19 protein-coding genes, 1 tRNA gene and 2 pseudogenes are annotated in these 26,981 nt (G+C 62.7%); 5 read left to right on the top strand and 17 right to left on the bottom strand.

All coding sequences use genetic code 11. From position 1 onward, the window contains the following. Positions 1-293: 293 nt before the first annotated feature. The 5 genes from ABF990_RS11115 (at position 294) to ABF990_RS11095 (ending at position 7,718) form a co-directional block, all read left to right on the top strand. Entirely contained in the window at positions 294-2,900 is a 2,607-nt protein-coding gene (locus ABF990_RS11115) for a TonB-dependent receptor (RefSeq protein WP_415500477.1), read from the top strand. A gap of 117 nt (positions 2,901-3,017) precedes the next feature. After that, complete coding sequence (locus ABF990_RS11110) at positions 3,018-4,631, top strand: amidohydrolase (RefSeq protein WP_415500476.1); 1,614 nt, start codon at positions 3,018-3,020, stop codon at positions 4,629-4,631. Further along, entirely contained in the window at positions 4,628-5,590 is a 963-nt protein-coding gene (locus tag ABF990_RS11105) for a CobW family GTP-binding protein (protein WP_415500475.1), read from the top strand. The genes ABF990_RS11110 and ABF990_RS11105 overlap by 4 nt, the downstream gene beginning before the upstream one ends. Before the next feature lie 113 nt (positions 5,591-5,703). Beyond that, positions 5,704-6,981 (top strand): MFS transporter, encoded by a 1,278-nt coding sequence (locus ABF990_RS11100; RefSeq protein ID WP_415500474.1) that lies wholly within the window; start codon positions 5,704-5,706, stop codon positions 6,979-6,981. Then, the gene (locus ABF990_RS11095) at positions 6,981-7,718 is read left to right on the top strand and encodes a Crp/Fnr family transcriptional regulator (protein ID WP_415500473.1); all 738 of its coding nucleotides are present in this window, start codon (positions 6,981-6,983) and stop codon (positions 7,716-7,718) included. The genes ABF990_RS11100 and ABF990_RS11095 overlap by 1 nt, the downstream gene beginning before the upstream one ends. A 128-nt stretch (positions 7,719-7,846) precedes the next feature. On the opposite strand, the gene ABF990_RS11090 is transcribed toward ABF990_RS11095, so the two are convergent. From ABF990_RS11090 to pgl, 17 genes and pseudogenes are all read right to left on the bottom strand, one after another. After that, positions 7,847-8,836, bottom strand: a complete 990-nt coding sequence (locus tag ABF990_RS11090) for a HEAT repeat domain-containing protein (protein ID WP_415500472.1) — start codon at positions 8,834-8,836, stop codon at positions 7,847-7,849. A gap of 6 nt (positions 8,837-8,842) precedes the next feature. After that, positions 8,843-9,076 (bottom strand): ferredoxin family protein, encoded by a 234-nt coding sequence (locus tag ABF990_RS11085; RefSeq protein ID WP_415500471.1) that lies wholly within the window; start codon positions 9,074-9,076, stop codon positions 8,843-8,845. 66 nt (positions 9,077-9,142) lie between these two features. Further along, positions 9,143-10,891, bottom strand: a complete 1,749-nt coding sequence (locus tag ABF990_RS11080; RefSeq protein ID WP_415500470.1) for a fumarate reductase/succinate dehydrogenase flavoprotein subunit — start codon at positions 10,889-10,891, stop codon at positions 9,143-9,145. An 805-nt stretch (positions 10,892-11,696) separates the two neighbouring features. Further along, a tRNA-Glu gene (locus ABF990_RS11075) sits at positions 11,697-11,772 on the bottom strand. A gap of 126 nt (positions 11,773-11,898) precedes the next feature. Continuing rightward, the gene (locus ABF990_RS11070) at positions 11,899-12,330 is read right to left on the bottom strand and encodes a DUF1489 family protein (protein ID WP_415500469.1); all 432 of its coding nucleotides are present in this window, start codon (positions 12,328-12,330) and stop codon (positions 11,899-11,901) included. Between the two features lie 350 nt (positions 12,331-12,680). Then, a pseudogene (gene hemW / locus ABF990_RS11065) lies at positions 12,681-13,814 on the bottom strand (radical SAM family heme chaperone HemW); the annotation flags it as partial. Next, positions 13,814-15,928 (bottom strand): potassium transporter Kup, encoded by a 2,115-nt coding sequence (locus ABF990_RS11060; RefSeq protein ID WP_415500468.1) that lies wholly within the window; start codon positions 15,926-15,928, stop codon positions 13,814-13,816. The pseudogene hemW and the gene ABF990_RS11060, both read right to left, overlap by 1 nt. Before the next feature lie 110 nt (positions 15,929-16,038). Next, entirely contained in the window at positions 16,039-16,764 is a 726-nt protein-coding gene (locus tag ABF990_RS11055; protein WP_415506609.1) for a YggS family pyridoxal phosphate-dependent enzyme, read from the bottom strand. A 49-nt stretch (positions 16,765-16,813) separates the two neighbouring features. After that, complete coding sequence (locus ABF990_RS11050) at positions 16,814-17,839, bottom strand: NAD(P)H-quinone oxidoreductase (RefSeq protein WP_415501054.1); 1,026 nt, start codon at positions 17,837-17,839, stop codon at positions 16,814-16,816. 133 nt (positions 17,840-17,972) lie between these two features. Beyond that, positions 17,973-19,745, bottom strand: coding sequence for a chloride channel protein (locus tag ABF990_RS11045; protein WP_415506608.1), 1,773 nt, complete (start codon positions 19,743-19,745; stop codon positions 17,973-17,975). A 363-nt stretch (positions 19,746-20,108) separates the two neighbouring features. Then, on the bottom strand, positions 20,109-21,380 hold the full coding sequence (locus tag ABF990_RS11040) for an O-antigen ligase family protein (RefSeq protein ID WP_415500985.1): 1,272 nt from the start codon (positions 21,378-21,380) through the stop codon (positions 20,109-20,111). Then, complete coding sequence (locus tag ABF990_RS11035; protein ID WP_415500986.1) at positions 21,374-22,420, bottom strand: glycosyltransferase; 1,047 nt, start codon at positions 22,418-22,420, stop codon at positions 21,374-21,376. The genes ABF990_RS11040 and ABF990_RS11035 overlap by 7 nt, the downstream gene beginning before the upstream one ends. A gap of 584 nt (positions 22,421-23,004) precedes the next feature. Further along, positions 23,005-24,138 carry a sugar ABC transporter substrate-binding protein gene (locus ABF990_RS11030; RefSeq protein ID WP_415500987.1) on the bottom strand — a complete coding sequence of 378 codons (1,134 nt, stop codon included), beginning with the start codon at positions 24,136-24,138 and terminating at the stop codon, positions 23,005-23,007. 342 nt (positions 24,139-24,480) lie between these two features. Further along, positions 24,481-24,708 (bottom strand): hypothetical protein, encoded by a 228-nt coding sequence (locus ABF990_RS11025; RefSeq protein ID WP_415500988.1) that lies wholly within the window; start codon positions 24,706-24,708, stop codon positions 24,481-24,483. A 42-nt stretch (positions 24,709-24,750) separates the two neighbouring features. After that, complete coding sequence (locus tag ABF990_RS11020; RefSeq protein WP_415506615.1) at positions 24,751-25,245, bottom strand: gluconokinase; 495 nt, start codon at positions 25,243-25,245, stop codon at positions 24,751-24,753. A gap of 144 nt (positions 25,246-25,389) precedes the next feature. After that, positions 25,390-26,094, bottom strand: a pseudogene (gene rpiA, locus ABF990_RS11015) (ribose-5-phosphate isomerase RpiA); the annotation flags it as partial. Positions 26,095-26,176: 82 nt separating this feature from the next. Continuing rightward, positions 26,177-26,857: a 6-phosphogluconolactonase gene (gene pgl, locus ABF990_RS11010; RefSeq protein WP_415506614.1), complete on the bottom strand. Its 681-nt coding sequence runs from the start codon at positions 26,855-26,857 to the stop codon at positions 26,177-26,179. Between the last annotated feature and the right edge of the window lie 124 nt (positions 26,858-26,981).

Raw genomic sequence — 26,981 nt, 5'->3', positions numbered from 1 at the left:
AAGGACAGGGAAGCATTTCAGGCAGGGATATTTTCGAACCGTCCGGTAGCGTGTCGTGCAGTATGGGGTTCAATGCGTTCGGCATAACATGCTTTGACACGATACAGTTGTGACCCATGCGCGTTGAGCGAGCGGACTGCTCCGGTCTGGTCGATTGTTTGCAGACCAGAACGATCCCGGCGTCCTGCCGGGTGGGCTCCATCGCATCGTCAAAAAAACAACACAGATCAGTGGAATTATAATTATTTTCATATTGTGCGATTAAAAGTGTATTTTATCATTGTGTCACCAATATGTACCGTGGTTTATTCGGCCTCACAATATCTCGTATTTTAGAGGCTGATATGCTCCACAATAAGACTCGATTGCCGCCGATCTGGACCAGGCGTTTCTCTGGAGCAGGTATAAGCCGTATTCCCCTTTACGGTTTTGCGCTTATCGTCCTTGTACCTTTTCATGGTGCGGAGGCAGCATCCAGGCGCGGCCTGCATGCCGGTGACAAGGCCAAGCCCGCAAAACATGCTACCCCGGCGTCACAATCGGCGGCGGCGCGAACTGCGGCGAAATCTCGAAAAACCGCAATAACGGCCAAGGACGCCGAGCAACTGACGGTGCATGCGTCTATCCCGCTCTCGCGACGGCAGGTTCTTGCGCGCCAGGATGATCCCATTGCGGTGACGACCGTTACCGCGAAGGATCTCCAGGCAAACCAGATCACGAACCTGCTACAGGCAACAAAACTTCTGCCTTCCGTTTCGATGCAGATCACAAATCCGCGTAACGTGGCTATCAATGTTCGCGGGCTCGGCAATTTCAGTTCGACCGCGCAGGACGGGCTGGAAAACGGGACAACGGTTTATATCGACGGTGTCTATCAGACGCGGCCCGGCGCCGTTATCGGCGATATCAGCGATCTGTCGGAAATCGAAGTCCTGAAGGGCCCGCAGGCAACGCGCGGGGGCGTCGACAATGATGGCGGCGTCATCAACATCAATACGCTGGCGCCGTCTTTTACCCGGCAATATAGCATTACCGGCGATTACGGCAGCTATAATACCGCGAATGTCCGCCTTCGGGCAACGGGGGCGGTCGGTCATAGCGACAAGGTTGCTTACAGTCTCTCCGGTTTCTCGATCAATCACGACGGGTATATGAAAAACGTCGTCACCAACCGCGACTATCACGACTACCATGACCTTGGGGTTAAGGGGCAGATTCTGGCAAAGCCGACCGATGCACTGACGATCCGGTTGATCGCGGATTATTCGGACCTGCGTGAAAGCTGCTGCGTCTCGGTTCTGACGAACACCCTGACTCACTACGCCAACGGTGCGCCTGTCAGCGGCACGTTTGCTGAAAGATCCGCTGCGGCCGGTGGAAACCCGGTTCCGGCCCATCAGATACGCGACATGCTTGTGAGTGGTCCCGCAACGGGCAGCCAGGGCGTGCGTCAGCAGACGTTCGGCGTCTCGCTCGACACGACCTATCAACTGCCCAGTTCGTGGACGCTGGAAAATATCGCGGCGTGGCATACATGGTTCTGGTACCCGAAAAACGGCTTTTCGGGTGGTCTGGGAACAATCCCGGGATTGAAGACCATGTCTGCCGGCAACAACCAGGTTTACGAACAGCACGCGACGGAGGAACTCAAGATTTCTTCGCCCACAAACCGGCCGCTCCAGTTTTCAGCCGGCATATTCTATATGTATGAGGAAGTGCCTGATTATATCCGCAATGCCCTTACCTATCAGGGTGCGCAATATTATCTCTATGGCACCCCTTATGCGCACAATGTCTATTACGACTCGCTGAGTGGCGGAACTCTTCTCGCCCATGACAACGTTATTACGAACGACGTCGCAGGATATGCCCGACTGAAATACCGCATTACGCCAAAACTCTCGCTCGAAGGCGGCGTGCGTGTTTCATATGTCAATAAATCGGGTGGGTATTCGTCGCAGATCGTGGCGTCGAATGCGCTTGGCGAAACCCTGGCCAAAAGCATTCTGGGAGCACCCACGAGCTATTCCGCGTCCTACAGCCAGGTTCAGCCCAGTGGCAGCCTGAGCCTTGTGTACCGCCCGGTCGAGACCACGTTGCTGTATGCGACCTATAGCCGCGGCGTCAGGGACGGCGGTATCAATATTGCCAATCTGAATACGTCTCAAGGCATGAAAACGACCGTCAAGCCGGAACTGAACGACATGTTCGAATTCGGCGTGAAAAATGCGTTCTTCAACAAACGGCTCCTTGTCAATACAGCCGCCTTCTGGAACAATGTTCATAATTACATTACTAGCGGCGGGTATTATCTGCCGACCACCAATTCGGTAATCTCCTATCTTATCAATGCGCCGCACGTCGTTTCTCGTGGTTTCGAGGTTGATGCGCGCGGTGTCATTCTGCCCGGGCTGGAAGGGCGCGTGTCCGCGTCCTATACCGATGCGTTCTATGCGAACTTCGCCAATTCCACCCAGCCGGCTGAGTCCGCGAACGTCAAGTCGGTTTACAGCCTGACCGGCAATCAGATCCCGCTGAATTCTAAGTGGAATCTCACGGCCGGTCTCGACTATACGGTTCCAGTAAGGCGTCTTACCCGGAATAGCGGAGATTTCTGGAGCCGCATCCTGTTCTATGTGGGGGCCGATTATAGCTACAGATCGCGCTTCTACTCAGACCCGACCGAGTCCATATATACGCTTGTCAAACCTTATGGTGTCCTGAACGGTCATATCGGCATTCGCCCCGAATCCGGGAAATGGGATTTGAGCTTCTGGGGGCACAACATGCTCGACAAGAGATACTACGTGGGTATCACGCCCTCTGCGACTGGCGAGGTTTTTTATGGTCAGCTTGCCGACCCGGCTATGTTCGGCGGCGAGTTCACCTACAAGCTGTAAACTGTAAAGTTCCACCGTCAGGATATTATCTGTCTGGCGGTGGAACTGTCTGATCTGGGTGCCCGAACGCGTCTGGCGTGCTGTTGGGTATATGAGGGCTATATGGACGAGAAAACAGTGTTAATCGCGCGCCGCATCTACACGATGGATGATCGGCGCCCGGTAGCGACCCATCTGGTGCACCAGAACGGACGTATTTTGGCCGTTGGCGATGCGGAGGATTGTCCGCAGGACGCCGTAATCGACAGGCGCTTTGAGAACTCTGTTCTAATTCCGGGCTTTGTCGAAGGGCACTGCCATTTTATGGAAGGTCGTGCATGGTCCTATATTTACCTGGGTTTTTTTGATCGGCAGGGCCCGGACGGGCGTATACATCCTGGCCTCAAAACAAAAGTGGCCGTGCTCAATGCGCTGCGACAGGGAGCGGCTGAGACCCGTGGCGATGTGATCGGCGCGTGGGGGTTCGACCCGATCTATCTGCCCGACAGTCGATTGACGCGGGTCGATCTCGATCATGTGTCAGACACCCGACCGATTATTGTGACCCACGCTTCGGGGCATATCATTACAGTGAACTCGGTTGTTCTGTCCCGGATTGGAATTACGGACACATCCGATGTGGATGGCGTGTTCCGACAGTCGGATGGAAGCGCCACTGGCGAATTGACGGGGCCGGAACTGATCAATCGTGCCCAGCGTGTTGTGGGTGAAAGCGCCTTTTCGCAGGCGCTGGGGCTGTCTGACATTCAGGCCTTTTCGCGCATTGCGCGGCGGGCGGGGGTAACGACGGCGGCCGATCTGTTTTCGGACATGTCAGACGCGACGGTCGCAGCCTACCGTGCGGCGGCGCAGGACAGAACGATCCCCCTGCGTATGGTGCCGGCTCTTGGTGCCCTGTTGTATCCCGGTGACAAGGCGCTGGAACGGCTGAATGAGGTCAAAAGTTTTTCAGATGAAAAACTCTATTTTGGAGCGGTCAAACTTATTCTTGACGGCTCGATCCAGGGTTTTACAGCCCGACTGCGCTGGCCGGGTTACTATAACGGCGCGCCGAACGGACTTTGGTACGTAGCCCCCGCCCAGCTTGAGGAGATTGTGGAACGTCTCCATGGAGCGGGTGTGCAGCTACATATTCACACCAATGGTGATGAGGCAACGGAACTTGCCGTCACGATATTGGGCAGGGTTCTGAGCCGGCTGCCCCGCCCCGATCATCGCCACACGCTTCAGCATTGCCAGTTGCCCGACACAGCCCTGTTCAGGCGTATCGCCGCACTGGGGCTCTGCTGTAACCTGTTTTCCAATCATATTTTTTACTGGGGTGACCAGCATGTGGAAAAGACGCTTGGCCTGCCACGCGCCAAACGGATGAATGCTGCCCGCACTGCGCTCGATCACGGTATCGCGCTGGCTCTGCATTCCGATGCACCGGTTACCCCGCTGGCCCCTCTTTTCACCGCATGGTGCGCTGTTGAGCGCCTGACAGCAGGAGGGCGCGTGCTTGGCGTGGAGGAGGCGATAGGGGTGCATGACGCTCTGCGGGCCGTTACGCTCGGGGCGGCCTATACCTTGCACCTCGATCATCTTGTGGGGAGTTTGGAAATCGGCAAATTCGCCGATATGGCGGTGCTGGATGCCGACCCGTTTGAGGAACCGGCTGTGGATTTACGCACGATAGCCGTGCGCGGAACTCTTTTTTCGGGGCAGTATTTCCCGGCGGATGCCGCGTGAAGCCTGTTGTCCATATTATTGGCGGATTTCTGGGGGCGGGAAAGACCGCAGCCATCAACCGCTTTATGACGGATAGTGAGTCCAGAACCGGCGTCATCGTCAATGATTTTGGCGCATTGAATATTGACGAGACGCTGATAGCCAGCCGCGGTGGCGACGTTATCGGTCTTACCAATGGCTGTGTCTGTTGCACGATGGGCGACGATCTTGGCGGAGCGCTCGCACGGTTGCAGGCAGTCGCTCCGGATATGCAGCGAATTCTTGTTGAAACCAGCGGTGTATCAGACCCGCGCAAGACAGCGCAAATCGTAACGCTTGAAAATAACGTAACACCTGGAGCGGTTGTTACGGTTGTAAATGCTCTGGATTTTCAAAATCTTTTAAAAGATCGTTATCTCCATGACACGGTGCGGCGACAGGTTGCGCGGGCGGATCGCATCATGATGAGTCATGTCGATATAGCTCCGGTGCATGTGTATAATGAAACGCTGGACGCATTGCGGGCGTTGGGGGTCGAGTGCGCGCATATCGTCCTGGGGGGTGTGGAGGATCATGCCTGTTTCGCGCCTCTTGCTGACAGCGATACCGCGTTGGACCATCGCCCAGGATCGACGCACACGGCGTTTCATTGCGAGGCAACGGAGCCGACCGCCGGTCGGGGGCCACCGTTCTGGCACTGGTATTGGACGCCAGAGACACAAGACGGCGTTTTCCCGATGGATCGTTCACAGATCGAGCGCTGGCTCACGGATTTTGTGCCGGAGGTCGTGCGTGTGAAAGGCGTGGTGCGTTTGCGAGGCGATGCGTATTACAGCGTCGTGCAGAAGGCCGGCACGAGGCATTCGCTTGTAAAAACCGATATCGAGACACAAGGCGGTCTGGTCGTGATTGGCCGTTATCCATGCTTGCCCGCCTGGAGCATGGAGCAAGATTTCAGAAAATTCCTGGCGGAGCTGTAAGTAACATGGAAACGGATCACGCATTGTACGCGGCGCAGGATACTGACAGGCACCGGGCGACCATCACTCACACACGACCGACCGCTCGTACGGCGTGGCTGGTGTGCATTGTCTTGTCGTTTGCGTATGCACTGTCTTTTCTGGACCGTGGGGTTCTGGGTGTTCTGGCAGCCCCGATGGAAGCCGACCTGATGATTGGCGACGTCCGGTTTAGCCTTTTACAAGGTTTTTCGTTCGCGGTGTTCTACGCCGGGTTCGGGCTGCCGGTCGCCTATTTTGTCGATACGCGCCAACGTGGTCTGGTGATCGCGGGCGGCATTTTTGTATGGAGTGTCGCGACGATACTCTGCGGCGTCAGCCAGAATTTTGCGCAGTTGTTTCTCTGCCGTGTGCTGGTCGGTGTTGGGGAAGCTACCCTGCTGCCGGGGGCAACATCGGTCATGAGGGATTGCTTCCCCCCACAAAAACGCGGCCTGCCACTGGCTGTTTTTGCGACAGGATTATTTGTGGGGAGTGCCGCGTCGGGCTTTTTGGCGAGTATCGTCACCCGCTATGCGCAGGATATTTCCGCGTGGGTACCTGTTGTCGGGGCGCTGCATCCATGGCGGATGACCTTGATTTTCGCCGGTCTGGCCGGGCTGCCGACTGCCGTGATCGTGGCGTTCATCCGGGTCAGGCGTTCGGAGAGCGTGGCGCAGAATGCGCACCTGCTGGATATCAAACCCCTTGTTGCATTGTATCGTGAAAAGCCGGTTCTGCTCTCACTTCATCATGTCGGGTTCACCGCGATCTGTTTTGCGAGCTACGCTCTTTCGGCTTGGATTCCGTTGATTTTCGTCCGCCAGTATCACTGGTCTCTGGTGGAGGTGGGGCAGACCATGGGGGGGCTGGCACTTGTGGTCGGCCCCGCCGGGTCCCTGACCGGCGGCGTTCTGGCGGATTTTTATGCGCGGCGTGGCGTTGCCGGAAGCAAGATGCTGGTTGCGCTGATTGCCGCCATAGGCATGAGCCTGTCGGGTCTGGCCTTGAGTCTGGTGACGGACAGTGTGACATCGATGGTGGTCTGCGCCATTTTCTTCTTTTTTTCCAGCTTTGTGTGGGGCCTTGCGCCCGGTCTGCTTCAGGACATTGTGCCGCCTGCCATTCTGGGGCGTGTCACGGCTCTCTACACGGCTATTGTCAATCTGCTGGCCATGAGTCTTGGCCCATTGGCAAGCGCTTTGCTCGCCCGGCAGTTTTCTGGCCCCGGTGCGCTTTCGCAGGCCAGTGCCTTCGTGGCGGCGGCTGGCAGCGTTCTGGCCGCTTTGCTGTTCTGGAGCGCGACCCGCGCTTTCGCCCGGTTCCATCAGGATGTTGAGGTGGAATTGCCTCATGCAGTACAGGAACACTGATGCCGCGTCGTTTACAGTCAGGCAGGCCGTATCGGGCAATGGCGTTGTACGAGGCCATTCCCGATCTTCAGGGTGAACCGTATATTCTGGAAGCGCTGAAAGAGTCTGAAAGAAACCTGCTGTTCCAGGCCGGGAAACAGGTCACGTTTAAATTGGGCGACACCCTGTTCAGGCAGGGAGATCCGCATGGTGGTATTTTCATTATCCGTAGCGGTAGTGTGCGTACGTATTACGCAGGCCCTAACGGGCGCGAGATTACGCTGGCAATGTGGCCGCCCGGTAATTTTGTGGGTGGACCGGAAATTTTCAGCGGCGGTCGCCATATATGGTCGGGGGAGGCCCTGGAGCCAGTCGAGGCGTTATATCTGTCCGCCCAGGCAGCGCGTGAAATGACCCTGCAATGCCCGGCTTTCGCGCTGGCCCTGGTTCATGCCCTGGCCCATAAAGGGCGGTGTTATTCAGCCCTTTTGCAGATGCTTGCCACGCGTTCGGCCATCGAACGGCTTGCGCAGGTGCTGCTTAACCTTGCAGAACTCAGCGCCGACGGTCGTGTGTTGCCGGACCATCTGTCGCATGAGGAACTGGGTATGCTGATTGGCAGCACGCGACAGTGGGTGACAGCGAGCATGAGCCGCTTTCTTAAAAAGGGTGTATTGGGTCGAGAGGGAAAGCAGATGATCATTCTGGCCCCTGCCGTTCTCAAACGTCTGGGTATGGGAATTGAAAGCAATCTGTAAACCCGTTACGCGGCTGGGACTGTTACAGCCGCTATGGGTCTCCCATAAGCCATCGATCCGAATATGGCCCAGCTTGGCGTGCGTGACGGTGTAAGCTGGACCATGCGCTGAACGCCGGGGACTGAAATTCAGGTTATACGAGCAAGCTCCGCCAGTGCCTTGCGGGTCAGCTTGCGTACTTCGGGATCGGGATCATTCACGAGCTCTTCAAGCAAGGGTACTGCGGCTGAGTCACCGATCGCCCCCAAGGCGGCTGCTGCCTCCTTGCGGAGTGTGCTGATAGGGGATGAAAGGGCTGGTGCCAGTATCGGAATGGCTTCAGTCAGGCCGGGCTGTCCCAGGGCCGCCGCCGCTTTGACGCGGACCTGCCAGTAGTCATCTGTCATGGCCTGTGCCAGTTCGGGCAATGCGGCACGCAGTCCAAGCCGCCCCGCGCGTTGGGCGGCCACTTCGCGCACATGCCAGCTCGGGTCCGACAGGGCATGCCGGATCGTGGCTTCGACGTCCGGGCCATCTGTCAATGCGCCGATTGCAGTGCGGCGCACCTCGCTGTCCGGGTCCGTGCGTGCGGCCTGGACAAGCAATGCACCGGCGGCCTCTGTGCGCAGCCAGCCCAGTAACGCGGCAGCGGCCCGGCGGGTATCGGTCCCGGTATCGCTCCCGGTGTCTGGTGCGGTGTCGGGCGTGCCGGTCAGGGCGGCGGCGGCGACAGGAAAGGCGGCAGGTGTGCGCAGTGGAATAAGAGCCCGCAACGCAACGGCCTGAACGAACGGCGTCGGGTGGACTGCCGCGGCCAGCAGAACCTGTTCGTGCTGCTGTGTCACCACGTCCGGCAGGGCCGTGGCGGCTGCCTCGCGTACAGCGGCGACAGGATCGTGCAGCGCCTGCACCAAAGCCGGTGCCACGCAGGTCAGATGGAAATTGCCCAGCGCTTTGGCCGCTTCCGCGCGCAGATCAGGCTCGATATCGTTCAGGCGGCGGATCAGGGGGGCGGCGGCGTCCTCATGGCCGCAATCGGCCAGGGCCAGAATGGCCACGCGCCGGGTTGTGGCATCGGGGTGTTCAAGCTGGTCGAACAGGATGTCGAGATCTTCAGTGTCTGTTTCAAAAATGCTCATGACCTCTCACCGTAGCAGATAGGGAATGGATACGGCGACTGCGCCGGTCGGGCAGTCAGCCTCGCACGGCAGACAATACCAGCATTCATTATAACGCATGTAGGCGGTGCCCTGCGTGAGGTCGATAGCCAGCACATCCAGCGGGCATGAGTCCACGCAAGCCGTACACCCTTTGTCCGCAATGCATTTTTCCGTATCCACAGTCACGGGAACACTGGTGGCAAAACTCGCAAGTGACATGATCGATCTTTCATCAAAAGATTTAGGCAGTTTGGATCTTACGGCTGCGATCGCATTCGATCCGCGTTACGAGGATAGCTGGGGAATACGCAGCCGATCGTAGGCGTTTGAATCTTCCTTGGGCATATCTACGATATACGGACTTACGGGACGTTTTGTGCTGTGTGTGCCGCCATCGGCTGCTTTGGTAAGCAGCGTGTGACAGAACCAGTCCTGGTCGTTTCGTTCGGGGTGGTCGACCCGGTAATGATACAGGCCCCAGCGACTTTCTTCACGAAAGAGGGAGGCAGCCGTCGCCATCAGCGCACAGTCCAGAATGGAATGTACTTCCATGGCGCGCATCAGCTCATGAGGATCGCGGGCGACCAGACTGTCCAGATCGTGTGCAATCTCGCGCAGTCGTTGCTGCCCGGTCAGCATTTTCTGCGTAACCTTGGGGGGCTGGAGATAGTCATTCACGATGCGACGGATCTTGTATTCGACCTCGTAGGGCGTCAGGCCATTGTCACGCCGGCTCGGTGCGAGCACGCGCTGCTGTTCCTGAGCGATAAAGTCGGGATCTGTTCTGGCAAGTTCGGTCTGTGCACAGTAATCGGCAGCACTTTCCCCCGCGTAGGCGCCGCACACGAACGCGCCCAGCATGTAGTTGTGGGGCACGCTCGCCATGTCACCGGCGCTGTACAGCCCGGGCACCGTGGTGCGCCCTCGTTCGTCCACCCACACACCCGACGCACTATGCCCCGAACACAGACCGATTTCCGAAATATGCATTTCCACCATCTGCTGGCGATAATCGGTGCCCCGCCCATGATGAAAACGACCGCGGCTTGGCCGTTCGTTGGTATGCAGGATTGTCTCTATGGTGCTGATCGTCTCCTCGGCAAGATGGTCGAGCTTGAGGTAGACGGGGCCACGTCCGCCATGAAGTTCGTTGTAGAACTCAAGCATCATTTGCCCGCTCCAGTAGTCGCACTCGATAAAGCGTTCCCCTCGGGCGTTGGCGGTATAACCACCGAACGGACCGGTCACATAGGCGCAGGCGGGGCCGTTGTAATCCTTTATCAGCGGATTGATCTGGAAGCATTCCAGATTGGTGAGCGCGGCTCCGGCATGAAAGGCCATGGCATAGCCATCACCGCAGTTTGTCGGGTTTTCGTAAGTGCCGAACAGATAGCCCGAGGCCGGCAGGCCAAGGCGCCCCGCTGCTCCGCAAGCCAGAATGACGGCCTTGGCGCGAATAACCACGAATTCCGCTGTCCGTGTGTTGACCCCGATGGCCCCTGCGATCTTCCCGTCAGGCGAGAGCAAGAGGCGCGTTGCCATAAAGCGGTTGGTAATTTCCACGCGTAGTCGGCGCAGTGTCCGATAAAGGGATTTTTTGATATTGTGTCCCTCGGGCATGGGCAGCACATAGCTGCCCATATGGTGTACCTTGCGTACGTTGTAGTCGCCCGTGTCGTCACGCTCGAACTTTACTCCCAGTGAGTCGAGATACTCGATCATCGAAAAGCTGCGTTCCGCGTAGGCCATCACATTGGCCTGTTCGACAATGCCGTCATTGGCGGCGGTAATTTCACGAACGTATTGCTCGGGTGTGGAATGTCCGGGCACCACGGCGTTGTTGAGCCCGTCCATGCCCATGGAAATTGCGCCCGAGCGTTTGACGTTCGCCTTTTCCATAAGCACGACGCGCAATGCGGGGTTACGCTCGCGCGCCTTGATGGCCGCCATGGGACCCGCTGTGCCACCACCGATTACAAGGATGTCGGTTTCCAGTTCATGGGTGATGGTTTTGGAATCGAACGTGGCTGTCATGGAGGCTCTCCTGCGCGGTAACGTGTGTTAAAACATGCGCCGCTCCAACGAGACCAAACAGCAATTAATTGCCTGCGGGCTCATATTCTGCGGCGACGACAGCGCGCAGGTGAACGTGGCATGGCCCTGCCACGATCGGATGGTGCTTATGCCCGATTCAGTCAGAAGCGGGTGTGTGTTTCCTCTGATGGGGTCAAGGAATATTGCCGATCCGGGCGCGGCATGTGCAAGGACGGGTCCGGAGGATTGACCACAGGCGCCGGAGCCAGGTTAACACCCTCGGTGGCGATGACCGCATCGGGGCCCGTTGTACGTGGTGGTTATGCTTGCTGACGCTGCATGATGGCGGGGGCGAGGCCGGGGCTGAAGGTATTCCGCAGGCGGCTATTAGAAAAGCCACGGTATCCAGACGTCTTTTTGCTGTTCATGCCGCCGACGGACGGTGTGGCTCGTCTTTGCTTGAGGTTGCCATTGCCGGCCGTCAGGATAACAGCCAGCTATCATGTCCTGGTGGCTGTTTCATTGAACCGGCATCGTGCCAGCGCGGCAGTCGGGCAGGTCTGCCGGTCGCATGCGGTTATTCGGCCACCTTACGCGCCGTATCGGGTTGGGGCCTGTGGCGGGGGACCCGCTCTGGGGAGAATTTTGCCGCTGGGCGAATTTATGCGCGTTTGCCGCCGACCTGGCTGGAAAGAGAGCATCATCAGTGTTGATGACACAGCAGCATGCGTCTTGCGATGGTGCAAAAACGATGCAAAAAACCAGAGATTTATGGGGATGGTTTTTTAAAAACCCGGTAAATCAGTGGTGTCCCGTACGGGATTCGAACCCGTGTTGCCGCCGTGAAAGGGCAGTGTCCTAGGCCTCTAGACGAACGGGACAGAGGCTGTGTTGACGCTTCGTTTAGAGAGGTTTGGCGGGAGCGTCAAGCGCCAAGACGCATCTTTTTTACAGTTTTTTCCAGACCCTGCGGCACACGGTAACGGGCCGTGCGGGGCATGGCCCGTTTACAGGCCCAGTTGGGTCAGTTCCCTGAGCAGCGTCGTGGGTAGCGGAGCCGTTGTCGCGGCATGGGTCAGGTCTGGTGGGGCATCTGCGGCATTGAGGTAGCGCCAGCCCTGGAACGGTCGCATGGGGCGGGGTTCTACCGGGATGATCCGGGGGGCAAGCAATAGCAGCGTGCCGTTCGTGCCATCTTCGCGCGTTTCGGTGCGGATATCGCGCAGTTCCTGCCGGCACAGGATCAGCCCGCCAATGACGCGGTAAAGCGAACCGCCCGCCAGCAGGGTTTCCGCCTGGCGGGGAAAGCTGCGTGTATGCACCACCGGCAGCGGTTCGGCGTGGCCGTCGATCCGGCGGGTGTTGTGTGGGAGTTTTTGCCGCGCGGCCAGCTCTTCAAGCGATGCAACGCCGACAACAAGCTTGATAAGGTTCAGCATGCACCCAGCATAGGGGCAGTCCGTGCCGTGGCATAGGGCAGGCGGGCGGATAACGCGGGTCCGGGTCCCGGCTAAAGCACCAGGGCTGCCAGCAGGGCCTCCAGCCGCAGGCGTCCTTCCGGGGTGGCGCGCAGGACTTGCGCTGCGTGCAGGCTGGGGGGAGGTGTGCCTGTGCCTGTGCCTGTGCCTGTGCCTGTGCCTGTGCCGCCTGCCGCGCCGGTCGCGGTTTCTGTGCCATTGTTCGGGGCGGTATGCAGGCCGGTTGGCATGCTGGCTTGTGCGCGCGTGCTCGGGCTTGGCGTGCTGGGGTCATGCGGGCTTGGGGTGGTTGTGTGGCTGGCCGTAGCGGCCTGTGCCTGTGCCTGTGCCTGTGCCGGTGTGGGGTCCAGGGTCAGGTAGCCTTCTTCCAGCGCGGCGGCCAGAATGGTGGGGTCCACGGCTTCCGCCAGTTTCAGCCCCGTGCGTGTGGCAAAGCGTTGCAGATTGACGCCTTCGAGCACGCGCAGGCCCATCAGCAGCATTTCACGCGCGCGTTCGGTGGGGGCCAGCGCCTCCTGCGTGGTCTGGCCAGTGCCTGTGCGCTCCACCCGTTCGGCCCAGGGTTCGGGCGCGCGGTGGCGGCGGGTGGCATACAGCGCGCCATCAAGGCTGATTCGCCCGTGTGCGCCGGGGCCCAGGCCCAGATAGTCGCCATACCGCCAGTAGGTCAGGTTATGGCGGCTTTCATGGCCGGGGCGGGCGTAGTTCGACACTTCATACGCGTGTAGCCCATGGGCATGGGTAATGTCGGCGGTGGCTTCGTACAGGGCGGCGGCGGTGTCGTCATCGGGCAGGGCGAACGCGCCGGAGCGGTACAGGGCCTCGAACTTCGTGCCCGGTTCTATCGTCAACTGGTAGAGCGAGACATGATCCGCCACCAGGTCCAGCGCGGTGCGCAGTTCGCGCCGCCATGCGGCAAGGCTCTGGCCGGGGCGGGCGTAGATCAGGTCAAAGGTCACGCGCGGGAACAGGGCGCGGGCGGTTTCCAGCGCCGCCAGGGCCTGTGGAGCGGAATGTTCCCGGCCCAGAAAGCGCAGGGCGTCGTCGTCCAGCGCCTGCACCCCCAGCGAGACACGGTTGACCCCGGCCTGCGCGAAGCCGTTCAGGCGCCCGGCTTCGACGCTGGTGGGGTTGGCCTCCAGCGTGATTTCAAGTCCGGGTTCCGGGTCGAACAGGGTGGTTGCGTCCTGGATCAGGGCGGCCACCGTATCGGGCGCCATGAGCGACGGCGTGCCGCCACCAAAGAAAATGGAGGTCAGCCGCCGCCGGCCAAGCCGTTCCGCCTCATGCGCCAGTTCGGCGCGCAGGGCGGCCGCGAATCGTGCCTGGGGAATAACGTCGCGCACATGCGAGTTGAAGTCGCAGTACGGGCATTTGGCTAGGCAGAACGGCCAGTGGATGTAGAGGGCAAGGGGCTCGCTGGCCCCGCCTGGATGGTCCGTAATCAGATCGCGACCTTCACGCCCAGTTCCACCACCCGGTCAGGCGGGATGCGGAAGAACTCCATGGAGGAGGTGGAGTTGCGGAACATGAACATGAAAATGGACATGCGCCAGCGCGACATGCGCGGCACGGAGGAGCGGGTGATCAGCTCGCGCGAGGTGAAGTAGGACGCCTGGAGCGCATCGAAGTTCACGCCGTTGGCGCGCAGTTCCTCAAGTGCCCGGGGGATGTTGGGCATTTCCATGAACCCGTAGCGCAGAATGACACGGTAGATATCGGGCGCCAGTTCCTCCACCGTCACACGGTGGCCACGCTCGGCTTCGGGCTGGTCCAGGTTCTGCACGGTCACGAACAGCACGTGGTCATGCAGGATCTTGTTGTGCCGCAGGTTATGCAACAGGCAGGGGGGCACAAAGTCGGGCGTGCTGGTCATGAACACGGCCATGCCCGGCACGCGGATGGTGCGTGACTGCGGCAGGCGGGCGATAAAGCTGCCCATGGGCAGGCTGTCCTGGCGCTGGCGGGCAATAATAAGCCCACGGCCCTTTTTCCAGGTCGTCATCATGAGTGTGAGCGTGCAGCCCAGCAGCACGGGCACCCACCCGCCATCGGGGATCTTGAGCGCATTGGCCGTGAAGAACGTGCCGTCCAGCAGCATGAACCCGCCGAAAACCGCCCCGACCTGCCAGGCCGGCCAGTTGAAATGGCGGCGGAAAACCACAATCGCCAAAATCGAGGTGCAGATGAACGTGCCTGTTACCGCGATGCCGTAGGCCGAGGCCAGCGCGTCGGAACTGCGGAAAGCCAGCACCAGCAGCACCGCCCCCACAGCGAGAAAACGGTTGAAGTCGGGCAGGTAAATCTGGCCTTCTTCCTCCGCATTGGTGTGGGTAATGCGCAGGCGCGGCATGTAGCCAAGCTGGATAAGCTGGCGGCACATGGAAAACCCGCCCGAAATCCCGGCCTGGCTGGCAATGACCGTGGCCAGCGTGGACAGCACCACCATGGGCCCCTGCATCCAGTGCGGGCAGAGCAGGAAGAACGGATTGGCCAGGGCCTTGGGGTCGGCAATGACCAGGGCCGCCTGGCCGAAGTAGTTCAGCACCAGCATGGGCAGCACAAAGAACAGCCACGCCCAGCGAATGGGCGCGCGGCCAAAATGCCCCATATCGGCGTAAAGCGCCTCTGCCCCGGTTACGCACAGCACGACCGAGCCAAGGGCCAGAAAGGACAGCCTGCCGTGATAGAACACGAATTCCATCGCATAGGTGGGGGACAGGGCCAGCAGAATATGCGGGTGCTGCAGGATCTCGACAATACCCACACCGCCCAGCGTGCCGAACCACAGCAGCATGACCGGGCCGAATATGGTGCCCACCCGCCCCGTGCCCAGCCACTGCACGCTGAACAGGCTGATGATCACCAGCACCGCCACGGGTATGACAAGGTCATGGGCGGCGGGAATGCTGATTTCCACCCCTTCCACCGCCGAAAGCACGGAAATGGCGGGGGTGATAATGCCGTCGCCAAAGAACAGGCAGGTGCCGACAATCCCGACCATGGCCAGTACAAGCCGCGTTCGCGCACTGGACGAGACACGCTGCGCCAGCGACATGATGGCCAGAATACCGCCTTCGCCATTATGGTCGGCGCGCATGATCAGCAGTACGTATTTGACGGTCACGACCAGGATCAACGTCCAGAAGATCAGGCTGGCCACCCCCATGATCTCCCACGGGGCGACCTGATGATGGCCCGAGATCACCTCCACCGTGGAGCGGAACGCATAAAGCGGGCTGGTGCCGATATCGCCGTAAACAACGCCCAGTACGGTCAGCAGCGCCGCAAACCCGACCGGGGCCGTGGTGTGCTGCGGCTGGTCGGCGTCAAATTCCGCGACCCGGCGTGGTTCCGCCGGATTGCCGTCGGGCTTGTGGCCGTCGGCCGCCGCGCGCGCGGCTGACGGGCTGCTTCCCGCGGTATTCGCGCCCGCAGCACCGGCAGGTCCGGTCGCCGTGGGTGTAGTGGCTGGCGCACTTCCCCCGGCATCGCCTGCGGAACCGGATGTCGCGGGTCCGTTGGGTGTACCGTTGGGCGGTATGGCGGGGTCGGTCATGGGGCCTCGGGCTTTACGTCAGAAATAGGGCGGGTCCGGTTGTTCTGCATAAGCGGCCCACAGGCACGAGGCAAGGCATACCGGCTGCCCGCCCCATTGGGGGTCGGTCCTTAAACCGTGGGGGGTCTTGGCCCGAATATGGCGCTGCCGACCCGCACAAGGGTTGCGCCCTGGGCAATGGCCTGCTCGAAATCGGCCGACATGCCCATGGACAGCACGTCCAGCCCGTGTTCCCCGGCCATGGCGCGCAAAAGCCGGAAATGGGGCACAGGGTCCTGCCCGGCGGGGGGAATGCACATCAACCCGCGCAGCGACGCGCCAAAGCGCTGGCGGCAGGTGCGGATGAAACTGTCGGCCTGCTCGCGCGGGACGCCGAATTTCTGGGCTTCGTCCCCCGTGTTCACCTCCACCAGCAGGTCGGGCATGCGGCCTTCGGCCTGGGCCGCGCGGTCCAGCGCATCCGCAAGGGCAGGGCGGTCTAGGCTTTCGATCATGTCCGCGATCTTTACGGCATCGCGCGCCTTGTTGGTCTGCAACCCTCCGATCAGGTGCAGGCGCAGGTCAGGCGTTGTGGCGCGCAGGGGCGGGAACTTGGCGCAGGCTTCCTGCACGCGGTTTTCGCCGAACACGCGCTGGCCCGCAGCCATGGCCGCTGACACCGCCTGCGCGGGATGAAATTTGGAGACCGCGACCAGCCGCACATCCGCCGGGTTGCGGCCTGCATTGCGGGCGGCGCTGTCCATACGGGCGCGAATGGCCAGCAGGCGCCGGGCCACGTCGGGCAGGCCGGTCTGGGGTGGGGCAGCGGGCGGGGTCCGGGGGGCTGGAATGCTCATTACCGCGCAGAATTCTTGAAGACGCGGGCGTGGTCAAGCCTGCGGGCGTTCAGCCCGCCGCCACGTTGAGTACGATCTTGCCGCTATGGCCGCCATCTTCCATGCACTGGTGGGCGGCGGCGGCATCGTCAAGGCCGAAAACGGCGTGGATCAGCGGTTTGACGGTGCCGGACTCCAGCAGGGGCCAGACATGGGTGTGCAGGTCGCGTGCGATCCGCGCCTTGCTGCCGCTGTCGCGCGGGCGCAGGTTGCTGCCGGTTACCACCAGCCGCCGGGTCATGATCCGCACCAGATCGGCCTGCTCGGCCTTGGCCCCACCCTGCAGGGCGATAATGACCAGCCGGCCGTCCATGGCCAGGGATTTGAGGTTGCGGTTGAAATACGCGCCGCCGATCATGTCCAGAATGACATTGACGCCCTCGCCTTTGGTCAGTTCGGTAACGCGGGCCTGAAAATCCTCGTCGCGGTAGTTGATGGCCGTGGCCCCCAGCGTTTCGCACAGGGCGCATTTTTCGGCCGATCCCGCGGTGGTGAAGACCTGCCCGCCAAAGGCGCGCACAAGCTGGATGGCCGTGGTGCCGATCCCGCTTGTGCCGCCATGAATGAGCACGCGCGTACCGGCGGGCGGGATGGCGGGCATGAACAGGTTGGACCAGACGGTAAAATAGGTCTCGGGCAGGGCGGCGGCCTGTATGGCGTCGAACCCTTCGGGCCAGGGCAGGCACTGGCCTGCGGGCACCAAACAGTATTCGGAATAGCCGCCGCCATTGGCCAGCGCGCAGACGCGGGTGCCTATGGCGGGCATGGGGGTGCCTTCCTGCGGCAGGCCACAGGCTACCACCTCCCCCGCGATTTCCAGCCCAAGACGGGGGCATGCGCCCGGCGGCGGCGGGTAAAGCCCCTTGCGCTGCATGATATCGGGCCGGTTCACCCCTGCGGCCATGACGCGTACCAGCACCTCGCCCCGGCCGGGCTGGGGTACGGCTATGGTTTCGGTATGCAGGACGTCGGCATTGCCCGGTTCGGCAAAGCACACGGCTTTCATGGTGGCGGGCACGGATGCGGTCTGGGTCATGGCGGGGCCGGAAGCAGGAATGGACACTGGGCATGAGTATGGCCCCGCGCCGTCCGGTATAAAAGGGGTGGGGCCGTTCACGTCCGTGCTACAGGCTTGGCGTGGCGTTACGGGCGGCTTTTCCGCCGGGGGGTCAGCGGGCGTATTTTTCCCCCGCCAGGTCGCGGCGGGTGCGTTCGAGTTCCTCGGCATAGCGGCGCAGTACATAGCGTTCGCTCAGCAGGCCCATGACATGGCCCTGCGCGCCCACCACGGCCAGGGCAGGGTGGCTCGTGCGCTCGAACGTGGCCACGGCTTCCGCCACACAGGAACCGGGGGCCAGCACTTCATGCCTGGCTTCCGCCAGATCCGAGAGCGGCTGCTCGGGGGGGACGTCCAATGTGCCGATCCGCGTGCCTTCCACCAGCCCGGCATAGTGCTGGTCCGCGTCCAGCAGTACGATATAGCGCGGCATGCGCCCCGCGAAGGTGGCGCGGGCTTCGGCCACGGACATGCCGGCGGGCAGGCTGTCCACGATCGGGCGCATCATGCGGGCCACGGTCAGCGCGCGCATCCACCCCACATCCACGCCGGAGCGAATGTTTTCCCCCCGCAGGTGGAACCGCCATGTGGCGAAGGTGTAGCCAAAAATGCGCCGCACCGTCAGGGATGCGACAATGGCGGCCAGGGCTACGGCCGCTGTCATGCCGGGGCTATGGGTGGTTTCCAGCGCCAGCAGGATCATGGTCAGCGGCGCGCCGATAATGGTGGTGGCCAGCGCGCACATGCCCGCGACCGTGCAGAGCGTTACCGGCAGGGGCAGGAAGGGGGCTGTCAGGCTGCAAAAAGCCGCCCCCGCCAGCACACCCAGATACAGTGACGCAAAAAACAGCCCGCCGCGAAACCCCGCCCCCACGGAAATGGAGGACGCCACGGCCTTGAGCAGCAGCAGCCACACGGCAAGGGACAGACCCGGCGCATGTACAAGTCCCGCCCGCATGGCCATATGTCCCGATGACAGGACCGAGGGCGACAGCAGGGCCAGCAGCCCCACCAGCAGTCCGCCTACGGCCGGGCGCAGCCAGTCGGGCCGGACAAGCCGGCGCAGCAGGGTTTCGGTCGCGGCGACACTTTTCATCAGCGCTACCCCGATCAGGGCCGCTGCCAGGCCAAGGGCCGCCAGCAGGGGGTAGGCCAGGGGGGGGACGGTGGCGGGGGTGTCAATGACCATGGCGGGCAGGATTGCGCCTGTCATATGCACAACGGCCAGCGCGCAGAGCGTGGCGCAGGCGACGGGCGCGAGCAGCGGATACGCATAGGAGCCGATAATGAGTTCAAACGCGTAGAAAGCACCGGCCAGTGGTGCATCGAACGCGGCCCCAATGGCCCCGGCCGTGCCTGCCCCCACCAGCATGCGCACATCCGCCCGGTGCAGGCGCAGGTTGCGACCGATGCGTGAACCAAAGGCCGCCCCGATCTGGCTGAAGCCTGCCTCCAGCCCCAGCGATGCCCCGCAGCCGTTCGAGAGAATGGTCTGGCCTGTCACCACAAGACTGTCGCGCAGGGACATGCGCCCCCCATGCAGGGCGTTGGCCTCGATCGGGTCGACCGGACGAGGGCTGTGGCCGTCACGGTTGGCAAGAAAGTGCCACAGCCCCAGCGCCAGCCCCCCCAGCGTGGGAACGCACAGGGCCCGCCAGGGCACAAGGCCGGGCAGGCCGGACAGTCGCCCATGGCCCGGGGCCAGCAAATGGTGCGCGAACAGGGTGGTGTCGGTTATGACCGTTACGGCAAGCCCCGCCAGCGTGCCGGTTACACAGGCCAGAAACACCAGCCAGAGTGAATCCGTCCTGACCAGGGCGCGCAGGGCGACAAGCAGGCGCGTGGGCGTGCGGTGGGTGCGCAGGTGCTCCAGCAGGGCGGTCATGCACAAGCCATATCAGGATGAGGCTCGGCCACGCAACACGGACATGGAACTGTAAAGGACACGGAACTGTAAAGGGTATGGGCCTGCAAAGGGCCCGAAGCTGAAAAGGGTGTGAAGCTGTCGGGCACGGATTGGCGGCCCCGCCCCGTTGCCCACCAGGTCCGCCCGGACGTGGTGCGACCTGCCCCACATGCCCGGGCTTGTGCCTGTGCCTGTGTTTGGGGGTGGGGTTTTCATCCGCCGCGCCATGGGCACGGGGCAGGTCCGGCAGGCCGTGTGGCTTTGTGGGGGTAGAGCCGTCCGGCCTGCGGGGGCTGGCGCGGCCTGCCTCAGCACCTTTGTGCGCGCGGATACTTGGCAGCGTTATGCCCGGTCCCGAATGCCGTGGCGCGTGCCGCCTTCTGCCCGCGCGGCAGATCGGCACTGTGGGGATGCCGCCGCGAACAGGGTTGGCAGCCAGAAGATATACCACATAAGGCTCGGGCCCCTGATCACCTGGCTGAAATCGGTCATCGCACTCAGCCCCACCTGGACCAGCAGCGCAATGTTGAGCGCACGGTCCGCCGGGTTTGCCGTGCCAATGGCGCGGCGCGTGACAAGCACGATATACAGGCCCAGCAAACCCAGCGCTATAATGCCGCCATACAGCCAGGTGGACAGCAGCAGGTTATGCGGAAACGATTCCTCATGCGGGCCAGCCAGCAGGTAGCCCGGCCCGTGGCCGAACCAGGGGCTTTGGCGGATGTCGTGCCAGGAGCGCGCCCATATGGCCAGGCGGTGGGAATCCCCGCGCGCCACGTGCCCTATCAGCAGGTGGTGCAGGAAAGGCCAGTCCAGGCAGGCGAACAGGCCCAAAGCCAGCAGGGCGCCCAGCACCAGCACCGCCAGCAGCCGTGGCTGTGTCAGGCCCAGCAGCACCGTGATGGCGACACAGATCGCCCCTTCCGGCCCCCGGCTGCCGGTCAGGCCGATAAAGACAAGCCCGGCAATGGCGGTCAGCCAGTAATACCAGCCGCCCACGCGCAGGCCCCGGTCCAGCGCCATCAGCACCACAATGCCAATGACGATCGCCCCCATGATCGGGTGGCGTGTTTCCGCCCAGCCATTCAGGCGCAGTACGTCGTCCGCCCAGGACCGGGCAGGATTCAGGCCCAGTATGATGAAACTGATGACGATATTGGCCAGCCCGGCCAGCGCCATAACCCGCGCGACCCGGGGGCGGAATGTCGCGTCGGCCCCTAATGCGTCAGACAGGGCGTGAATATAGATAAAAGTGCAGAACGCGTTCCATAGCCACAGGGTCATCCGGCCCGGTTGTGCCAGGGCGCGTGCGTCCCACAGGACCGTGGTTGTCATCCACAGGACCAGCACGCTGCCGCATAGCAGCACGGGGGACATGTGCCGCAGGTTCACCTGCGCGCGGCCCCGCCATGCCAGGGAAAGGGCGACCGGCAGCACCAGCACGTAATAGAAGTCCGACCACACAGGTTCGGGCGAAAGCAGGAAGCCCGCCCCGATAACCGCCAGCATCTGTTCATGCAGCAGGGTTCTGCGGTCGGTCCGCCACAATGTAAGCCAGTGGGTATACCCCGCCGTGACCAGACCCGCCGCGCGGCTGAAAGGCTGGCTTACCATGGCATGTCTTCTGGCGGGCGGGTACCTGTCAGTACCGCGAGCAGGTGGGCCGCCACCGCGCGTTCGTTAAAGCGTTCCATGTAGCGGGCGCGGCCCGCAGTACCCATGCGCATGCGTGCGTTCCGGTCCTGCGCCAGATGGGCGAGCTTTTCGCTCAGTTCGTCGATGGTGGAGAAGAACAGCATTTCGTCCTCCCCGAAATAGGCATCGTAGCCGGTCATGCGCTCCATGGCCACGACACAGCCATTGCCCGCGATCTGGGCCAGCCGGTCCGAACTGTAGAGCGGAAAATCCGCCCGGCGTGAAATGTTCAGCCCGATCGCGCTGTGTTCAAGCGCGTGCTGGTAGGCGGCTGCCTTGAGGTGCGGCGTGTTGTTGATACCGGGCAGCTTCATGCGCAGGGCGGGCAGGCGGCTGGCCAGCATGGTGCAGAAATCGTTCATGTTCCAGGTTGTGCCGCAGATTTCGCGCGGGGGTACGCCGGGGTTGCCACAGGCGTAGAACAGGTCGAACGGCGCGTCGCGCAGCAGGTCGGCGCGGCCTTTTTCGATGGAGGCATCCACCGGGTTGGGCATGAAGCTCATGGCATGCCCGCCCGCGCGCAAGGCGGCCAGCGGCGCACCCGCCGTGGTGACAAAGGTTGCATCCACCACGTCCAGCTTGCCGCGCAGCCGGCGGATGTTGTCGGGTTCGAACAGGGGGTCGGCATTCCACTGGCCCACCCGCACGGACCGCAGTTCCTCACGGATGGCGGCTACGGTTTCGGCGGCGATCATGTCCGCATGGCCCAGCAGCACGATGTCGGGCCGGTGGTGGCGGCAGAAGGCAAGCAGCGCCGCATTGACCGCCCGGCGGCCGAACTTGCGGCTGCCGGTCCAGGATTTGGCGCGCGCGACGTCCCGGTCCGCGAAATTGAGAACGAGATGGCCCAGCCGTGTCAGGCCGTTCGACAGCTTGAGCTGGATGGAATGCGTAGGCGACAGGCGTATGCCGGTTGGCATGTCCCCGACATGGACAATGGTAAGGGGCGGGTAGGTCATCCTGTCTCTCTGTAACATGGCGCGACACGGGTGCCGCAAGAGGCTGGCCCGGGATGACGTACCATGCTGGCGCGACCCGGATATATGAAAGAGGCAGCTTATGTTAGGTCTTTTTAGAAAAAGACATTCCCACAGGCCGTTCCTCCACGGTTCGCACCCGGGGCCGACAGGGCGGCCCTTTTGGCGGTGCAATCCGTTCTGCGGGCAGAATAGGGTGAAACACGCCGTCTGCCAATCCAGCCGAGGCCCCTGTCGCGCAGGCCGGGTCTTTGCAGGTGTGCTTTCCTTGGCGGGAACTCCGCGGGGAAGGGGCGCAGGCCGGCCTGCCGCGCGGGCCTTTTACATGCGCTTTTCTGGTGGCGTAGCGGCCCTGTCGTGGTGCGGCCAGTATTCAGCGGGGGTTGCGACGTGCGCTGCCTGCCTGAAAGCGCGCGGGTGCCGGTCGTGCCGGGATGTGCCGCACAGGGGGAAAATACAGGGCCGTGCCCATGTCGTCGGGCCAGAAGTCTGTCCCCTGCCCACAGGCACATTTGCCGGCCAGTGTGGCCTGTACTGCGGGCGTAGCAGGTAGGGTCTGTTGGCCCTTAAGGTGCGGGTGGGGGCTGGGCTGCGAGAATACGCGCGGTTTCATCCGCCGTCAGGGTATAGTGGAAGAACGTACGGTAAAAATCCCGGGTGGCGGCGGGAATATCCAGATCGGCGAACAGGGTGGGGTGCAGGTGTTGTGCGGCCCATTGCAGTTGCAGCAGCACTTCGGCCCCGTATCGGTCCCACGCGAACACGCCGCGCGGGCTGCGCCACCAGCGGGCGTTGCGATACGCGGCCAGTGCATGCAGCGGGGATGACGCGGCAATATCGCCCGCGCCGCTGTCGATAATCACGACATCGGGGTTCCAGACCGCGATCTGTTCGAACGTGACCGGGCGGTGGTTGCCGCCTACAGTGGCGGCATTGCGCCCGCCCGCCGCCTGAATCCAGGCGTCGATCAGCGTTCCCGTACCGTCGATCTGGAGGGGGTCAAGCCGGGCGATATGCAGCACGCGCGGCCTGTCCTGCATGGCAACGGACGCCAGACGCTGGTGCAGCAGGGTGGTAACGGCGTCCATTTTCTGGCGGTAAAGCCTTGCGGTTTCAGCCGCCTGCGCGGTGCCGATGGCCTGGGCCGTCATGTCCAGCGAACGCAGCATGTCCGGCAGGGTCATGTAGTCGGCCGCAAGTGCTGGCAGGCCCGTACGGCGCAGGTCTTCCGCCCTTGCGCGGGAGGGTACAAAAACCAGCCCCACATGGCGGGCCAGCAGATCCTCCGCACTGGCGCTGTCGGGTTTGATCCCGGTCTCCGCCCGCAGCAGGACGGGGGCTATGCGAAACAGCCAGGGCCGGTCTTTCGGGTTTTCGGCCGAGACCACAATGCGCCCGGCAGCTCCCAGCATGACGGTAATCTCGTTATGGGCGAACCACAGATCGGCAATGGGGGTGGGACCGGGCCTGAGCATGACAGCGGCCCCCGCCATATCGGTGACTGTCCGTTCCTGCCCCGTAACTTCCTGCCCTGCCGCACCCTGTTCCGCCACGGGGGCGCCACTCTCGCCGGTGGGGGAGAGGGGGGGCGCACTGCCACGGGCGATGCCCGCGGCCATTACCGGAGACATGGCCAGAGCCAGAACGAGCGGGAACGCGGCAAGACCGGCAGGTAGAATACAGGTGTGCACAAGGCGCATAGGCGCAAGGCAGGCACGCATAAGGCATGCAGGCCCGGAGTGGGCAGGCTCACAGCGGTCAGGCACAGGGCGGATAGGAATGAGGCGTGCAGCCGCAGCGCGGAGGCTGGCTGAGCGGGCTGGGCCGGGCCTGGTGGAGATGGGGCGGGCGGGGATGAGGCGTGCAGACACAGGGCGCGGGGTGGAATGGCGGTCGGGCCGGGCAAGGTATGCAAGCATGAATGTCGTCTATCCTGTTTTGTATACGCCCGTTTTGTATACGCTAGGATATAGACATAAGCCGTGCAAGGGGTCCGACACCACGGGCGCGCTGCGGCGGCATGGTGCGCCGCGCGGGTGGTGTCAGACCGTCACGGTGCGGTTGCGCCGCCAGGTGTCTTCCAGCGCGGCGGCCGGGTCGGGGGCGGGGTCGCTCCACGCGCCGTCCTGCCCGGGGGCGTGGGCCAGGGCGCGCCATGTCGCCTCCCCCGCGCGGCGCTCGACCACCACCGTCCAGGACGGCGGAATGCGGTCGAGCAGGCGTTCCATTTTCTGGGCCACGGTCAGTGGCTTGGCGTAGTTATGCCCCATGATACGGTTCCTCCCGCGCGTTACAGGTGGGTGTGCGCCGGTTCAGCCCTGTGGCCCGCTTTCGCGGAGCCGGGGCAGGATTTGCGCAATGGTTTCGGCTGGCTGGTGCTGGGTGGAAAAAGACCACGCCGCTTCATCCGGGGCCGGGGGTTCAAGGGTTTCAAGCTGGCTGGGCAGCAGGCTCGCCGGCATGAAATGGGTGCTGCGACCCTCAAGCCGGGTGTTGAGCACCTGCACATCGGCATGCAGGTAAATGAACAGCGGGTTCAGCCCGTTGCGGCGCAGTTTGTCGCGATAGGCGCGTTTGAGCGCGGAACACGCCAGAATACCCCCGCTGTCCCGTGCCGCGCAGTGTTCCAGCCAGGCGTGGCACTGGGCCAGCCAGTCCTGACGGTCCTGATCCACCAGGGGCACGCCAGCGGCCATTTTGGCGCGGTTCTGCGGGCTGTGCAGCACGTCCCCATCCTGCCAGGGCCAGCCTAGTTCGTTGTGCAGACCTTCCGCCACGGTGGATTTGCCCGAACCGCAAACCCCCATGATGACCACCAGACGCGGTGCGATCCCGCGTGCCGCAGGCTGTGCGGGAGCGGGTGTGGCAGCAGGTACGGCAGCAGGCACGGGCGGCTGGACTGCGCGCCCGGTCTCGGGCCGGGGGGCTGGCTGCCCGGCCGTGGCGGAGGCCTGCGGCGTCAGAATTTTTATCCCCTCGGGGCCGGCGGTAATGGTCTGTGTGGCCATGTGCAGGAACAGCCCGTGCTCGACCACGCCCACGATGTCCGTAATGGCCTGCGCGGTTTCTTCGGGCCGTTCCATCGGGCCGAACACGCAGTCCAGAATCAGGTTCTTTTCATCCGTGAGGAAAAAAGACCCGTCGCGCAGGCGGCGCGGCGTGACCTGCGCGCCCAGCAGGCCCAGCTTGCGGGCGGTGTTTTCCCACCCGAAGGGAATGACCTCGACCGGTAGCGGGCAGCGCGCCCCCAGATGGTCCACATATTTGCTGGCGTCCGCCACCACCACGAACTGCCTTGCGGCGGAAGCCACGATTTTTTCCCACAGCAGCGCGCCGCCCAGACCCTTGATCAGGTTGAGCGTGCGCGGTTCGATCTCGTCCGCGCCGTCTATGGCAATATCCAGTTCGGGCTGGCTGGCGAAGGTCGTCAGTTCGATCCCTTCCTCCCGCGCCTGCCTTTCGGTCACGACCGAGGTGGGAATGGCGCGGATCCGCAGCCCTTCCTCCCGGACGCGGCGGCCCAGTTCCGCCACCACGAACTTGGCCGTGGACCCGGTGCCAAGGCCTACGGCCATGCCGTCGCGGACCAGTGCGGCGGCGGCAATGGCGGCCTGCTGCTTGAAGGCGGCGGCGGGGTCGGGCGGGGGGCTGCTCATGGGGGTGTCCTCGTTATGGTGTCGGGGCCGATGTCATGGCCGATGTGGGGGCCTGTGGGCCGTGTTACCGTGTTGGCCTGTGTTACTCCGATGCGGCAGGCCGGTCTACAAACCAGGTGACATCGCCCATGGCGGTGACCGCGCTGGCCGGGCAGGTGGGGTCGCCTGCGCGCACGCGGGCCAGGACCGGGGCCTTGGCCGCCCCTTCCGCCAGAAAGATCACGTGTCGGCTGGCATGCAGGCAGGGGTAAGTCAGGGTCAGGCGGGTATGCGGGGCGGTGGCTGGCGTGCAGGTGGCAACCCATGCGGTGCGTTCGTCCAGCACGGGCTGGCCGGGAAAGAGCGAGGCCGTATGCCCGTCCGTACCCAGCCCCAGCAGGTTCACGTCGAACAGCGGCTTTCCGGGTTGCAGGTTCGGGGCGCCGTAAAGCCCGCGCAGGGTTGCCTCATACGTGCGGGCGGCGTCCTCTGGCGTGCCGCTGTCGGGCATGAGGAAAATATTTTCGGCCGGTACGGGCACATGGGCGAACAGCAGGCGGGTGAACATGCCGGCGTTGCTGTCGGCATGGGCATGGGGCACGAACCGGTCATCCCCCACAAAAAACTGCATGCGCTGCCAGGGAAAACGCTGGGCGTAGGGTGCGCTCGCCATCAGGGCGTACAGCCGCTGCGGCGTGGAACCACCGCTCAGCGCAATACGGAACGGCGTATCCGACGGGCGGAGCGCCAGTGCAAGCAGATGTTCCGCCAGCCCTTCGATCAGGGCAGCGGAGGTGGGGAAAACCCGCAGCGTTCCGCCCGTGGCGGTCGATACGGCATCGGGCGCGGCGGGCCGGTCGCCCTGCGCAGGGTGGGCTGTAGTGGGGTGGGTTGCCGTGGTGTGGGCC

Source organism: Acetobacter sp., from assembly GCF_047723915.1.
Taxonomy (GTDB): domain Bacteria; phylum Pseudomonadota; class Alphaproteobacteria; order Acetobacterales; family Acetobacteraceae; genus Acetobacter.
Note: the sequence above shows the minus strand (reverse complement) of the source record. Positions and strands in the feature narration are given on the sequence as shown.

What these genes read in the sequence shown, in the direction of transcription:
- ABF990_RS11050 (WP_415501054.1), bottom strand. Translation starts at nt 17,839, where the DNA reads ATGACCCAGACCGCATCCGTGCCCGCCACCATGAAAGCCGTGTGCTTT.
- ABF990_RS11080 (WP_415500470.1), bottom strand. Translation starts at nt 10,891, where the DNA reads ATGACAGCCACGTTCGATTCCAAAACCATCACCCATGAACTGGAAACC.
- ABF990_RS11030 (WP_415500987.1), bottom strand. Translation starts at nt 24,138, where the DNA reads ATGCGCCTTGTGCACACCTGTATTCTACCTGCCGGTCTTGCCGCGTTC.
- ABF990_RS11060 (WP_415500468.1), bottom strand. Translation starts at nt 15,928, where the DNA reads ATGACCGACCCCGCCATACCGCCCAACGGTACACCCAACGGACCCGCG.
- ABF990_RS11020 (WP_415506615.1), bottom strand. Translation starts at nt 25,245, where the DNA reads ATGGGGGTTTGCGGTTCGGGCAAATCCACCGTGGCGGAAGGTCTGCAC.
- ABF990_RS11095 (WP_415500473.1), top strand. Translation starts at nt 6,981, where the DNA reads ATGCCGCGTCGTTTACAGTCAGGCAGGCCGTATCGGGCAATGGCGTTG.
- ABF990_RS11085 (WP_415500471.1), bottom strand. Translation starts at nt 9,076, where the DNA reads ATGTCACTTGCGAGTTTTGCCACCAGTGTTCCCGTGACTGTGGATACG.
- ABF990_RS11035 (WP_415500986.1), bottom strand. Translation starts at nt 22,420, where the DNA reads ATGACCTACCCGCCCCTTACCATTGTCCATGTCGGGGACATGCCAACC.
- ABF990_RS11045 (WP_415506608.1), bottom strand. Translation starts at nt 19,745, where the DNA reads ATGACCGCCCTGCTGGAGCACCTGCGCACCCACCGCACGCCCACGCGC.
- ABF990_RS11025 (WP_415500988.1), bottom strand. Translation starts at nt 24,708, where the DNA reads ATGGGGCATAACTACGCCAAGCCACTGACCGTGGCCCAGAAAATGGAA.
- ABF990_RS11055 (WP_415506609.1), bottom strand. Translation starts at nt 16,764, where the DNA reads ATGAGCATTCCAGCCCCCCGGACCCCGCCCGCTGCCCCACCCCAGACC.
- ABF990_RS11070 (WP_415500469.1), bottom strand. Translation starts at nt 12,330, where the DNA reads ATGCTGAACCTTATCAAGCTTGTTGTCGGCGTTGCATCGCTTGAAGAG.
- ABF990_RS11040 (WP_415500985.1), bottom strand. Translation starts at nt 21,380, where the DNA reads ATGGTAAGCCAGCCTTTCAGCCGCGCGGCGGGTCTGGTCACGGCGGGG.
- ABF990_RS11115 (WP_415500477.1), top strand. Translation starts at nt 294, where the DNA reads ATGTACCGTGGTTTATTCGGCCTCACAATATCTCGTATTTTAGAGGCT.
- ABF990_RS11090 (WP_415500472.1), bottom strand. Translation starts at nt 8,836, where the DNA reads ATGAGCATTTTTGAAACAGACACTGAAGATCTCGACATCCTGTTCGAC.